Genomic DNA, 12,207 nt, shown 5'->3' with positions numbered 1-12,207 from the left:
TGCGCACGGGTGGTCGGCGTGCAAACGTCGCGGGGACACCTGGCCTGCGATCATGTCGTGATTGCAGCGGGACCACGCACGGGCGAGCTTGCCGCAATGCTCGGCGTGGACGTGCCGCTTGCGAGCGCACGTGCCGAGATGATCGTGACCGAGCCGCTGCCGCTCATGGCCATAGGCGGCGTGGATGGCAACGGCCTCTATGGACGGCAGACGCTGCGCGGCAATCTGGCTTATGGCGGTGGGCCGCACGAATGGGTCGATCTCGCCGATACCTATAAAAGCGCAGAAGGCGAGCGCCCGCACTCGACCCCTTTGCAGGCCAGTATCGCAGCGCGTGTGGCTGGGCTTTTCCCGAAGGTTGCACACGCCCGGGTCATTCGTAGCTGGGCGGGGTTTATCGAAAATACGCCGGATGGGCGGCCCGTAGTCGACCGGCCAGGTCCGATGGAAAACCTGACCGTCGCGACGTTGTCGAGCGTTGGTTTCGGTTTGTCGCCGGCGAGCGGCCACGCAATTCGCGACCTCGTTGTGGATGGCGCCTGCTCGTTCGCAGACATATCCGGGTTCGCGCTGTCGCGTTTCGCGCAACTCGAGCCCGACTGGCGCAGCATGCAGGGGTGGATGCCATTACCCGCCGCTGCCGCCTAGGAACGCGGCAAGGCGCTGCGCAGATCCGTCGGACTCGCGTCATAGACACGCCTCACCCAGCGCGCCAGATGCGAAGCCGAAGCAAACCCCGTAGCAAGGGCGATATCCGCGACCGGGACATTCGAATAAACCAGCAGGTCGTGCGCCCGTTCGAGCCGCAATGTCACGTAGTAGCGCGCGGGCGTTGCGTTCAAATGGCGCAGGAACAGCCGCTCGAGCTGGCGTGAGGTCATGGCTATGTCGGTGCCGATACGCGATATGGGCAGTGGCTCGTCCACGTGCGCGCGCATCAGTTCGATAGCGCGCCGGATGCCGCGGGGCAGGCTCTCGTGGTTTTGGTCGCGCCAGCCGCGTTGTTCGTCGTCGCTGTCGCGGATGCGTTCGTGGTGAAACTGGTTCGCCACCCGGACCGCAAGCTCAGGACCGTGTTGCTCCGATATCAACTGCAACATCATGTCCATTGCGGCGATGCCACCCGAGCACGTCATGCGGTCGCGGTCGATCTCGTAGATCTTTCCCGAGCACATCAAGCCGCGAAACTCTTCGGTGAAGGCAGAGAGGTTTTCCCAATGGATCGTGCACTGGTAGCCCTCGAGCAGACCGGCGCGCGCAAGCAGATAACTTCCTGTCGATAAAGATCCGATCACCGCGCCCGTGCGAGCCGCGCGGCGCAGCGCGCGCAGATATGCCGGCTCGAGTGCCGGGTCGAGACGCAGGCCACCGCAAACGAAAATGTATTGAGCGGTGGTCATTACGTCGTCGAGCTTTCGGGCCTGCAATTCGATTCCGTTCGACGCATACACGGGATTGCCATCGAGACTTGCGAGCGTCCAGCCATAGAGCGCCCTGTTCACCAGCCTGTTGGCCGAGCGTAGCGGTTCTATCGCTGAGGAGAGACTCATCATCGAAAGACCGTCCACCAGCAAAAACACAAAGGCGCTTTCTGCTTCGGCTGTTTCAGGGCGGGCGTCCTGCGAAGCGGGCTTGTCAATGATTGCGTCTGAATGCGTGTGAAAAGGCTGTTTGTTCATTGCACCTGGCGTTGCAAGATGGCCTGACCGGCCTGCGATGCCGGCCGGATGTGTCGCACGATCATAGTCGAAGTTTGCGGTGCGTGGCAGGCAAAACACCGAGCCAAGCCGAATAACCCACGCCATTAACCCACTTCGTCACTCACGCTTATTTTGAACCCAAACCACGCCGGCGCCTGAGCCAGACCAGGCCGAACAGAACAACGCTGACAGTGGTAAGAATGGCGCCCGCAACCATGCAGATGGGTGTGAGCGCAGGGAAGAAGTCACCGCTTTTGTCGCGCATGAAAGCCCAGGCGCCGGCATCGAGCATCAGTCCGCAAAACCCTGTCGCGACGGCTGGTTCCATGCCGCTCGTCCCCGTCGGCAGTTTGCGGGGCAGGTCGGGAACCGGCTCGCGTTTGAAAGGCGCCGCGTTTTGCCGTGGCTTTTCAGCGGGGTCTTCTGCAGGCATGGTCTGGGCGACGTTGAAGAAGGTGCCAGTGTATTGCGTTCGCGGAATCTTTGTGCGCCATGCAGGCGTCACCACCAAGCGTTGTCTGAACGGCGCGCCAAAGACGGCCTAAGCCGCCGCGAAAGCGATATCGGCAGGACTGCCCACCGCAACATAAGTACCGGTGAAACGAAGCTTGCCGCTGGGTTTATCGACGGCAAAAATCGCGATGTGATCGCTGCGTTGATTGAGCGAATAGAGGAACCGTCCCGACGGATCGAATCTGATCACGCGCGTGTAGTCGCCTTCCGTTGGGATCTCGCCAATGCGCGTCAGCCGGCCATTCGCGCTCACGCGGAACTGGACGATCGTGTCATGCAGGCGGTTTGCAACGTAGATAAAGCGTCCGTCGCCGGAAAGTATGATCTCCGACGCAAAGCTCGTGCCCTGATACGCATCGGGCAACGTCGATACCGACTGGAATTGCGTCAGCGTTCCGCGCTCGGCGTCGTAAGCGTAGCTGACGAGCGTCGATGCTTCCTCGGTAACCTCATACATGTACTTCCCACTCGGATGAAACACGACGTGCCGCGACCCCGCGCCCGCCGACGCCGCAACGAAAGGCGGATCGTTCGGTGACAGCGCACCGGTTGCATCATCGAACTTCCAGACATAGGTTCTATCCACACCCAGGTCAGTCGAGATCACGTACCGGCCATCCGGCGACGGCACGATCGTATGGGCATGCGAACCGTCGTGGTCACTGACCGCAAAGCTTCCCGGCGCACCTTCGGCTGCATGCTGCGCGCCCGGCGGCGCCTCTGGCCGTTGCACGCTGCAGGCATCGCTGAGCGCGCCGTCGCGGCCCACGGGGAACACCGCGATGCTGCCGCTGTTGTAATTCGCGACCATCAGAAAGCGGCCGTTCGGATGCAGGCTCAAATACACAGGTCCCGCGCCCTGCGAATCCACCGTGTTGATCAGGCGGAGCGCACCCGTCCCGGGTTCTATGGCGTAGGCCGAAACCGAACCATCTTTCGTGCCGTTGTAGTCCTTGATTTCACTGACCGCGAACAGCACACGTTGGGCGTGATCGAAAACAAACGCACTCGGGTTCTGAGGACCGCGAAGCGGTTCGAGTGCTTCGAGCTTGCCGTTTTGTGTATCGACCTTGAAGCGATGAATACCGAGGCCATTCGGCGTATAGGTGCCGACAAAGGCATACAACGTCTTGCCATCGTGCGTCGCGGCCTGGGCGTTCGCGCTCCAGGCCAGTCCGCCGAGATTCGATGCAACTGCAATCGTGCCGGCCTGCTTGAGCCAGGAACGGCGGCCAGCCGATACACCTTTGTGCGTATCGCGGGAATGACTCATTGTTCTCCTCCAAAGTGATTTGCCTGCGGATCGACTTGTCCTCTGAATTCCTTCGTGACGCATGGGACAACGAAGTTGAGCCGTATGGTGACAGCTTCCGGTGGCTTCGTGGGGAAGAGGGATAGCGTTGCAAGCACTCAGAAAGGCGATGCGGTTGCCATGAGGTCTTGCCTGATACTCTGATCCGGGCGAATCGTTTCTAGTAGGGCGACGGCCTTGCGCCGCCGCTCTCGCGGATGGACTAATCCGCGTAGTCGGTTGAGCTCGACACCGCTTCCCACTCGCTGATTTCATCGGCGAGGGAAGACAACTTTTCTCTGACGAACTTCAACGCGTCATTGCCGAGCAGCAGATGGACCGGCGGATTCGGCGAAGCAATGACCTTCAGCAGCGCCTGCGCAGCCTTGGCCGGGTCCCCCGCCTGCTTGCCGCTTTTTTCCTCGCGGGCGCGGCGGATGGGTTCGAACAACGCATCGTAATCGTCGATACTGCGGCCCGCGCGCACCATCGAACGTCCTGCCCAGTCGGTGCGAAACGATCCGGGCGCCACGGCGGTGACGTGAATGCCAAAGCCCTTCAACTCCTTGGACAAGGTTTCCGAAATTCCTTCGAGCGCGAACTTGCTGCCGCAATAGTACGAAATGCCGGGCATGGTGATGAAACCGCCCATCGACGTGACGTTGATGATGTGGCCCGCCCTGCGTTTGCGCATGGACGGTACGATCGCCTTGATCATCGCTACGGCGCCAAACACGTTGACGTCGAACTGACGACGCATGTCCTCGAGCGGCGATTCTTCGAGCGTGCCTTCGTGACCGTAACCTGCGTTATTGATAAGGACATCGACAGGACCAATGTCTGTCTCGACCGATAGCACGGCGGGTTCGATTGCTGCGAAATCGGTGACGTCGAGCAGCAGGGGGTGCGCGCGGTCCTGAGCCATCCGTTTGAAGGCGTTGGCCGCGACGCTGTCCCTCACGGTGCCTACAACGGTGTGGCCGGCATCGAGCACCGCGCGTGCGAACGCCAGTCCGAAGCCCGAACTGACTCCGGTGATCAGGAAGATTTTCTTGGTGGTTTCAGTCATGGTCGTATCCAGGGTTGTGATGTGTGAAAGGAACGATCAAATAGTAGTTTCCATGCTCACCGCAAGCTATGTTCGATAGTCTGAAAGGCTTGCCTGATCCTATGATCCTCTGGACTCGACACATCGGCCGGTGCAAGATGAGGCTTCGCTCGATCCCAATACGACGCCATGACCGACTTATCAGACTCCACTGATCCCATGGACGCATTGCGTCGCGAGACCAATGCGCTCTTGCTCGAACTCGCGCCGGTCGAAGGCTATAGCCTGTGCGCGCTGCCCGACGTGCGCTTTCTCAGGTCGAACCGGCCGTTGACGCGCACGCCGGTGCTTTACGATCCCGGCATCGTGATCGTGTGCCAGGGGCGCAAACGGGGTTATCTCGGCGACGACGTTTACCTGTACGACGCGAATCAGTATCTGGTCGTCTCCGTTCCCTTGCCGTTTTCAATGGAAACCGAAGCGAGCGCAGAAGAGCCGCTGCTCGCTATTTATCTGCGTCTCGATTTCAGCCTCGCGGCCGAACTGATGCTGCAACTTGAAGAGCTCGACGCGGTGTCGTCGTCCGAACCGGCCGGCATGGCGACCACGCCACTCGATCTTCCGTTGGCGCGTACCGTCCTGCGTCTTTTGCATGCCATGCGCGATCCGCTTGAGGCGCAAGTGATCGGACCGTCGATTGTGCGAGAGCTTTATTTTCGCGTGTTTATCGGACAGCAGGGAGGTTCCATGCGCGCCGCGCTGAGCCGTCAGGGACACTTCGGCAAGATCTCGCGGGCAATCCGCAAGATTCACGCTTCGTTTGCTCAGGCGCTGACCGTCGAGGACCTTGCGGGGGAAGCGAACATGAGTATCGCGACGTTTCACGCGCACTTCAAGAGCGTCACGGATTCATCGCCGATCCAGTACATCAAGTCGACACGGTTGCATCAGGCGCGCTTGCTGATGGCGCGCAATGGCATGACGGCGGCGGGTGCGGCGGCGAGCGTGGGTTACGAAAGTGCATCGCAGTTCAGCCGGGAATTCAAGCGGCTGTTCGGAAGCAGTCCGCATGAGGAGGTCGCGCGCATGAAGCAGAACTTCGCGATGCCCGACCCGCTGCCGTCTTCAATCTTTGTCTCGTCGCATTAGGAAGTGGTCGTAATAGCCTTTCGTGTCCTGGCCGCCGACGTTGACGCCGCTTGCGTTGCTCACGCCTTCGCGAAGCATGGTCGCACCTTGCTCGGACAGCACTGCGCGCGGGATGACTTGTGCATTCGATGGCAAATCTTTCAGTTTCGTACCAGTCTTGCTTGCCGAGCTGATTTGATTTGGATTACTTATTGTATTGTCGCGGCCGAAAGGGCTATAGCTCGAAGGAGCGCTGCCCCGGATCTCGATCGGCGGCAGGATCGCGTCTTCAGACACGGCCGGCCCTTGTTGCGCGATGGCCCGATCGATCTGCGCTGCACCGGCAAGCACGAGAAGGCCGGCTCTCAAGGAGTTTCGATTTTATTTCATATTTATTACACCCACTTTTTTGATTGCGAATATGCCGGAGAGCAGCGACGGATCGTGTGACTTTTTGGCGGACGCAATGTCAAATGATTCGCGTTAGCATTTGACGACTGCATGGCAATACGATTGGCGCTGCGGATTTATTCCGCGCAGGGTCAATAAATTCTGGAAATTTTTTCGAGGGAAGTACGGGATGTCGGCAGGCGCTATCGAGCGCCGGCGCGTGGTCTTGGCTGGTTTGTTGCGAAGCGGTTGCTGCCGGTTTTTTTAGCGCGCGCCCGGCGGCGCTGTCTCAAACAATCCACGCACCGCGTTCAGGTACGTATCGAGCGATGGCCCGATATGGCTTCGGCACAGCGTCACGAGACTCTCGCGGCTGCCGCTTTCGATTGCACGAATCATGGCCCAATGTTCATCGCGCGCATTCATCAGATGCGGTTGGCTTGCGGACGTATAGAACCGCGCGCCATGCACCTTCTGCGCCGAGCTGCGGATCATCTCCGCAAGATACGGATTGCCGCATGCCGAGAACAGGCAATCGTGAAACGCCATGTTCGCGTGAAATGCCGCGCGATAGTCTTTCGCTTCAACTGCCTGCGTGTGTTCGGTCTGGATCCGCGTCAGTTCCGCCACGAACTCCGGCGAGCCGGGCAGGGGAATCTGCTGAGCGGCGAGCATCTCGAGCGCCTCGCGCACTGAATAAATCTGGCGGATTTCTTCCGGGCTGAGAAGACGCACGGTCGCGCCCTTGTTCGCAATGTGCTCGACCAGTCCCATGCGTTCGAGCTCGAAGATGGCTTCGCGAATCACGTGCTTCTTGCAATCGAACTGGGCGCTCAGCTTTTCCTCGAGCAGACGCTGGCGCGGCATCAGCCAGCCGAGCACGATCTGCTCTTCGAGCGCTTTCACGATCTCTTGAACCTGATTCGTCGATGGTTTTCGAGTAGTCGTGTCTGTCATCTAAAACCTGTGGTCCGTTTGAAGGTTGGAAAGGCGTTATGTCCGATGTTCGCAATTCTAGCTGCAGGCGTCATTCCTTCAGGCAAACGTTATCACTCAGCATCGTTGAATTATACGTCAACAAGATCATTGACAATCGAGTCAAAGAAAACGAGACTGGTCGCGTCGAACCATGTTGAAGCGGATTTTTGAAGCGCACGCCGCTCATTCCCCGGTTCGCCGAACCCCGCGCGGTCAAGGCGCCGGCGCGGGACCATTGCTCAAACAACGGAGACAGGCGCGTGAAACAGCGGCTGAGCAGCAAGCGCATCATCATCACGGGTGCGGTCAACAACATTGGGAAAGCGGCGGTCGAAGCGTTCCTTTCGGAAGGTGCGAAAGTCGTGATTGGCGATATCGACGCCGAGCGCGGCAGCGCTGTCGCAGCCGAACTCGGCGCGAACGTGCGGTTCATTGCCGTGGACGTCTCGCGCGAGGAGAGCGTCGCGGACTTCATCAATGACGGCGCCGCGTGGCTCGGCGGCCTCGACGTCCTGGCGCAAAACGCGGGTGTGATGACGTCGGGCGATATCACGGCGCTCGATGCCGCCGCATTCGACCGCGTCTTCGCCGTGAACGTGCGAGGGCTCTTTTTCGGCGCGAAGCATGCGGTGCCGCATCTGCGCCAGTCGGGCGGCGGCTCGATCATCAATACGGCTTCGCTTGCCGGCAAACGCGGCCAGCCCGGACTCACCGTGTACTCGGCGTCCAAGGGCGCAGTGATCGCGTTTGGCACCACGCTCGCACTGGAACTGGCACCATCGAACATTCGAGTGAATACGATCTGCCCCGGCTGGGTCGATACCGCGTTCAACGACCCGATCGTCGGATTCATGGGCGGACGCGCGACTCAGGACGACAAGGTCGCGACCTTCGTTCCGCTTGGCCGCCAGGGCCGGCCAGCCGAGATCGCGCCGCTCTTTGTCTTCCTTGCCTCCGATGAATCCTCGTACGTCAATGCGCAGGCCCTGCTTGCGGATGGAGGTGCGTTCAACTCGTAAGGAAACCGAAGCGTTATTGCTGGCTGGTTTCACCACCCCGAAGTTTTTCAAGAACTCGTCGAAAACAACATATGTTTCCCTCGCCAGGAGGGATGACAGGAGATAGTCATGTCCCGAAAGTGGTCCGTAGCCGCGCTGAGCGCAGCGTTGCTCGTCTCGGCAGTAACTTCAGCTGCAACGTCAGCGCACGCCGCCGATAAAAAACATCTCTACTTCGTCGCGAACGGGGCGGTGGATTTCTGGAAGCTCGCCGAAGCCGGCATGCGCAAAGCCCAGGCCGAATTGCCGAACTACATAATTGAAATGAAGTATCCGGAACAGTCGTCGGCGGCGGTCCAGAATCGCTTGCTGGATGACCTCGTTGCCAACGGCGCGGCCGGCATCATCCTGAGTTCGGTGGACCCCAAGACCCAGACAGAGGAGCTGAATAAAGTGGCGGGCCAGACGCTGCTCGCCACGACCGATGGCGACGCGCCCGACACGAAGCGCGCGTTTTATCTGGGATCGAGCAATTTCGATGCGGGTAAGCAGGCGGCGCAAATCCTGACGAAGGCCATGCCGAACGGCGGCCAGTGCGTGGCGTTCGCGGGCTTGCCGGGCGCCGACCTTGCCGTGCAGCGCATCAAGGGAATGAAGGAAGGGCTGCAGAATACGAAGATCACGATCGACAGCGTGCGCTCCGACGAGATGGATCAGGCGCGGGCGCAAAGCAATGCGGCCGATATCCTGACCGCGCGCAAGGACGTCAACTGCATGATCGGCATTTTTGCGTACAACACGCCGCAGATCGAGCTGGCCTTGCAGCAATCCGGCCGCGCCGGTCAGGTGACGGTGGTGGGCTTCGACAACGACCAGGGCACGCTCAACGGCATCAAGCAAGGCGTGGTGGCGGGAACCGTGGTGCAGCAGCCGTATCAATGGGGCTACCTCGGCATGAAGTACATGGCGCGCTACCTGGAAGGCGACAAGTCGTTCATCCCCAAGGATCACAAGATCATCGTGCCGACGCAGATCATCGACAAATCGAATGTCGATGGTTTCATTGCGCAGGTCAAGACGTGGATGGCGAAGAAGTGATGAGCGAGCCGCTGCCATCTCGCGCGCCGTTGCTGTCGCTGAAGGCTATCGCCAAGACCTATGGCGCGGTGCAGGCGCTGAAGGGCGTGAGCTTTCACGTCGATGCAGGCGAGGTCGTGGGCCTGATCGGCGAAAACGGCGCGGGCAAGTCCACGCTGATGAAAGTGCTCGGCGGTGTGATCGAACCCACGAGCGGCACGATCGCCATAGAAGGGCGCGAACATGCCGCGCTGAGCGTGCCGCAGTCGCTCGGCGCGGGTATCGCGTTCGTGCATCAGGAACTCAACCTGTTCGAGAACCTCGATGTGGCAGCGAATGTTTTTATCGGCCGTGAACCGCGCTATGGCGGCCCGTTGCGGCTCGTGGACAACAAGGTTCTGCATGCCCGCGTCACGCCGCTCCTGAAGCGGCTTGGCTGCGATTTTTCGGCGAGCACGCCGGTGGCGGATCTGTCGATTGCCCAGTGCCAGATGCTGGAGATCGTCAAGGCGCTGTCGCTCGATGCAAAGCTCATCATCATGGATGAGCCGACGTCGAGTCTCACCACGTCCGAGACGTCGCGATTGCTGGATATCGTCGGCGATCTCAAGAAAAGCGGCGTGGCGATCATCTTCATCACGCACCGCCTGTCCGAAATCGAGCAGTGCGCGGACCGCGTGGTCGCGCTGCGCGATGGCGCGCTCGTGGGCAGCCTCGATCGTGCGGAGATCCGGCACGACGCAATGATCCGGCTCATGATCGGGCGCAGTCTCAACACGCTCTACACGCCGCCGGAAACCGCGCCGCGCGCGCCCGTCCTGGAACTCGAAGCGTTTGCAACGCCGGCTTATCCCGCGCAACCGGTGACGGTTGCTTTGCGAGGCGGCGAAATCCTCGGCCTTGCAGGGCTGATCGGATCGGGACGCACGGAACTGGCGCGCGCGATCTTCGGTATCGACAAGCCGGCGGGCGGCGCGCTGCGTCTGAACGGCAAGACTGTCGTGATCCGCTCTCCGCGAGATGCAATCAGGCTCGGCATCTATCTGATCCCGGAGGACCGCAAGCATTCCGGGCTGATCCTGGACAGCAGCATCGCTGAAAACATCGTGCTTGCGAGCTTGCCTGCAGTCTCACGCGGCAATCTCGTCGATACCCGCAACGTGCAGCGCGTGGCAGAAGAACAGCAGAAGTCGCTGCGCATCAAGGCGCCTTCCGTGGATGTTCACGCGGGCGCGCTGTCCGGAGGCAACCAGCAGAAGGTGGTGCTCGGCAAGTGGCTGTGCATGCAGCCGAAACTCGTCATCTTCGACGAGCCCACACGCGGTGTCGACGCCGGCTCAAAGAGCGAAATCTACGCTTTGATGCGCAAGCTCGCTGACCGGGGCGTGGCGATCCTGATGATATCGAGCGACATGGAAGAGGTGATCGGCATAAGCGATCGCGTGGCGGTCATGCACGAGGGCGCCATCGCCGGCATTCTCGGACGGGACGCGCTCAGCGAAGCGAGCATCATGCATCTCGCCGTCGGCGAAACGGTCCAGACGGTTCATTAAAACAGGCAGACATCATGTTGAAGAAAGACTTGGGCCTACTCGTGCTCATCCTGGTCGTCGGCACGATCGTGGCGATCATCAACCCGCGTTTCATCTCGCCGGCGAATCTTTCGAACACGGCGAACCTCATCGGCTTGTTCGGGTTGTTTGCGATCGGCGAGGGATTCGTGATCATCACGGGCGGCATCGATTTGTCGATCGGATCGGTGTTCGCGCTGCTCGGCGTGATCTTCATGACGCTTCTTTCAACCGATGGCGTGAACTGGATCGTCGCCACCGTGCTGATGGTCGTCGCGGGACTGGTGATCGGGCTGGTCCACGGTTTCCTCGTGACAAGGCTGCGCATGCAGCCGTTCGTGGTCACGCTTTGCGGCTTGCTGATCTATCGCGGCGCGGCGCGTTATTACACTGATGACGGCACTGCCGGCTTCGAGTTCGGCCAGACCTTCCCGACGCTGGAACGGCTGACGACGGGTCATATCTGGGGCGTGCCGAACAGCTTTATCGCGTTCGTGGTGATTGCGGCGATCATGGCCGTGGTCCTGCACAAGTCGGTGTTCGGCCGTTACCTTTTCGCGGTCGGGAAGAACGAAGAGGCGGCGCGTTATTCGGGCATCAACACGCGGGCGGTGGTGATTGCGTCGTACGTGATCTGCTCGGGACTCGCGGGCATCTCGTCCGTCTACTTCGCCATGTACACGCGCTCCGTTGCGCCCGCGTCGCATGGAACGTTCTACGAGCTTTATGCGATCGCTGCCGCGGTGCTGGGCGGCTGCTCGCTGCGCGGCGGCGAGGGTTCGATACTCGGGATTGCGCTCGGTGCGGTGCTGCTGCAGATCCTGCAGAATCTCGTCAACCTGCTGGGGATTCCGTCGTCGCTGAATTTTGCCGTCATGGGCGGCGTGATCGTGCTCGGCGTGCTGATCGATGGCCAGTTGAAAGCGCTGCGGCAACGGCGCGCGGCGTTGCGTCCCCCGGCGGAACAACAAGTAACCGTGAAGGCGTGACACGCTTTGCGGCACGTACGATCACACGGATACCCACGGCATGAGCCAGACACCACCAAGACCACTGAACCCGGACAAACGCGACGACACCGGTCTCGCCGCGTTCTACAAGGAACTGACCACGCAGGAGCGGCGCACCTTCTGGACATGCTTTACCGGCTGGGGGCTGGATGCGCTCGACTTCATGATCTATCCGCTCGTGATCGGCACCATCATGACGTTGTGGAAAGTCGATACCGGCATTGCGGGCCTGGCGGTGACAGGTACGCTGCTGACATCGGCTATAGGCGGCTGGCTTGCGGGTTATCTCGCCGACAGGATCGGCCGCGTGAAGACGCTGCAGATCACCGTTGCGTGGTTCTGCATCTTCAGTATTGCGTGCGCGTTCGTGCAGAACTTCGACCAGTTGATGATCGCACGGGCCATTCTCGGTTTCGGTTTTGGCGGTGAATGGGCGGCGGGCGCCGTGCTGATCGGCGAAACGATCCGGCCGCAATTCCGGGGCCGCGCGGTAGGCGTGGTGA

General features: G+C 60.5%; 13 protein-coding genes. 7 read left to right on the top strand and 6 right to left on the bottom strand.

The annotated features are described in order from the left end of the window. The coding region (locus tag ACRXB1_RS17955) for an NAD(P)/FAD-dependent oxidoreductase (protein ID WP_449492737.1) at positions 1–648 on the top strand (648 nt) is incomplete at its 5' end. Here the strand turns inward: ACRXB1_RS17955 and ACRXB1_RS17950 are convergent. The 4 genes from ACRXB1_RS17950 to ACRXB1_RS17935 form a co-directional block, all read right to left on the bottom strand. Continuing rightward, complete coding sequence (locus tag ACRXB1_RS17950) at positions 645–1,679, bottom strand: GlxA family transcriptional regulator (protein WP_449492736.1); 1,035 nt, start codon at positions 1,677–1,679, stop codon at positions 645–647. The genes ACRXB1_RS17955 and ACRXB1_RS17950 overlap by 4 nt on opposite strands. A 148-nt stretch (positions 1,680–1,827) precedes the next feature. Continuing rightward, a complete protein-coding gene (locus ACRXB1_RS17945; protein ID WP_449492735.1) occupies positions 1,828–2,208 on the bottom strand; it encodes a hypothetical protein in 381 nt (126 codons plus the stop codon). A gap of 33 nt (positions 2,209–2,241) precedes the next feature. Then, a complete protein-coding gene (locus tag ACRXB1_RS17940; protein ID WP_449492734.1) occupies positions 2,242–3,486 on the bottom strand; it encodes a lactonase family protein in 1,245 nt (414 codons plus the stop codon). Positions 3,487–3,727: 241 nt separating this feature from the next. Continuing rightward, complete coding sequence (locus ACRXB1_RS17935) at positions 3,728–4,573, bottom strand: oxidoreductase (protein ID WP_449492733.1); 846 nt, start codon at positions 4,571–4,573, stop codon at positions 3,728–3,730. Positions 4,574–4,741: 168 nt separating this feature from the next. Between ACRXB1_RS17935 and ACRXB1_RS17930 the strand changes: the two genes are divergently transcribed. Then, the gene (locus ACRXB1_RS17930) at positions 4,742–5,701 is read left to right on the top strand and encodes an AraC family transcriptional regulator (protein ID WP_449492732.1); all 960 of its coding nucleotides are present in this window, start codon (positions 4,742–4,744) and stop codon (positions 5,699–5,701) included. On the opposite strand, the gene ACRXB1_RS17925 is transcribed toward ACRXB1_RS17930, so the two are convergent. Together ACRXB1_RS17925 and ACRXB1_RS17920 are read right to left on the bottom strand one after the other, a co-directional pair. Continuing rightward, the gene (locus ACRXB1_RS17925; protein WP_449492731.1) at positions 5,678–5,977 is read right to left on the bottom strand and encodes a hypothetical protein; all 300 of its coding nucleotides are present in this window, start codon (positions 5,975–5,977) and stop codon (positions 5,678–5,680) included. The two genes, ACRXB1_RS17930 and ACRXB1_RS17925, sit on opposite strands and share 24 nt — an antisense overlap. A 357-nt stretch (positions 5,978–6,334) precedes the next feature. Continuing rightward, positions 6,335–7,027 (bottom strand): GntR family transcriptional regulator, encoded by a 693-nt coding sequence (locus ACRXB1_RS17920; protein WP_449492730.1) that lies wholly within the window; start codon positions 7,025–7,027, stop codon positions 6,335–6,337. Between the two features lie 281 nt (positions 7,028–7,308). Between ACRXB1_RS17920 and ACRXB1_RS17915 the strand changes: the two genes are divergently transcribed. The 5 genes from ACRXB1_RS17915 to ACRXB1_RS17895 form a co-directional block, all read left to right on the top strand. Then, positions 7,309–8,067 carry an SDR family NAD(P)-dependent oxidoreductase gene (locus ACRXB1_RS17915; protein ID WP_375507577.1) on the top strand — a complete coding sequence of 253 codons (759 nt, stop codon included), beginning with the start codon at positions 7,309–7,311 and terminating at the stop codon, positions 8,065–8,067. A 108-nt stretch (positions 8,068–8,175) separates the two neighbouring features. Next, positions 8,176–9,144, top strand: a complete 969-nt coding sequence (locus tag ACRXB1_RS17910; protein WP_449492729.1) for a sugar-binding protein — start codon at positions 8,176–8,178, stop codon at positions 9,142–9,144. Next, the gene (locus ACRXB1_RS17905; protein ID WP_449492728.1) at positions 9,144–10,676 is read left to right on the top strand and encodes a sugar ABC transporter ATP-binding protein; all 1,533 of its coding nucleotides are present in this window, start codon (positions 9,144–9,146) and stop codon (positions 10,674–10,676) included. The genes ACRXB1_RS17910 and ACRXB1_RS17905 overlap by 1 nt, the downstream gene beginning before the upstream one ends. Before the next feature lie 14 nt (positions 10,677–10,690). Continuing rightward, on the top strand, positions 10,691–11,683 hold the full coding sequence (locus ACRXB1_RS17900; RefSeq protein ID WP_174364100.1) for an ABC transporter permease: 993 nt from the start codon (positions 10,691–10,693) through the stop codon (positions 11,681–11,683). A 40-nt stretch (positions 11,684–11,723) separates the two neighbouring features. After that, positions 11,724–12,207, top strand: a 484-nt coding sequence (locus tag ACRXB1_RS17895; protein ID WP_449492727.1) for an MFS transporter, incomplete at its 3' end; no start/stop codon positions are given.

This window comes from Caballeronia sp. M23-90, from assembly GCF_053574605.1.
The sequence above is the reverse complement of the archived record's forward strand: the minus strand, read 5'-3'. Positions and strand labels throughout refer to the sequence as shown.

Excerpts from the sequence above, each read along its gene's own strand:
- ACRXB1_RS17950 (WP_449492736.1), bottom strand. The coding sequence starts at position 1,679 with ATGAACAAACAGCCTTTTCACACGCATTCAGACGCAATCATTGACAAG.
- ACRXB1_RS17940 (WP_449492734.1), bottom strand. The coding sequence starts at position 3,486 with ATGAGTCATTCCCGCGATACGCACAAAGGTGTATCGGCTGGCCGCCGT.
- ACRXB1_RS17935 (WP_449492733.1), bottom strand. The coding sequence starts at position 4,573 with ATGACTGAAACCACCAAGAAAATCTTCCTGATCACCGGAGTCAGTTCG.
- ACRXB1_RS17930 (WP_449492732.1), top strand. The coding sequence starts at position 4,742 with ATGACCGACTTATCAGACTCCACTGATCCCATGGACGCATTGCGTCGC.
- ACRXB1_RS17920 (WP_449492730.1), bottom strand. The coding sequence starts at position 7,027 with ATGACAGACACGACTACTCGAAAACCATCGACGAATCAGGTTCAAGAG.
- ACRXB1_RS17910 (WP_449492729.1), top strand. The coding sequence starts at position 8,176 with ATGTCCCGAAAGTGGTCCGTAGCCGCGCTGAGCGCAGCGTTGCTCGTC.
- ACRXB1_RS17905 (WP_449492728.1), top strand. The coding sequence starts at position 9,144 with ATGAGCGAGCCGCTGCCATCTCGCGCGCCGTTGCTGTCGCTGAAGGCT.
- ACRXB1_RS17900 (WP_174364100.1), top strand. The coding sequence starts at position 10,691 with ATGTTGAAGAAAGACTTGGGCCTACTCGTGCTCATCCTGGTCGTCGGC.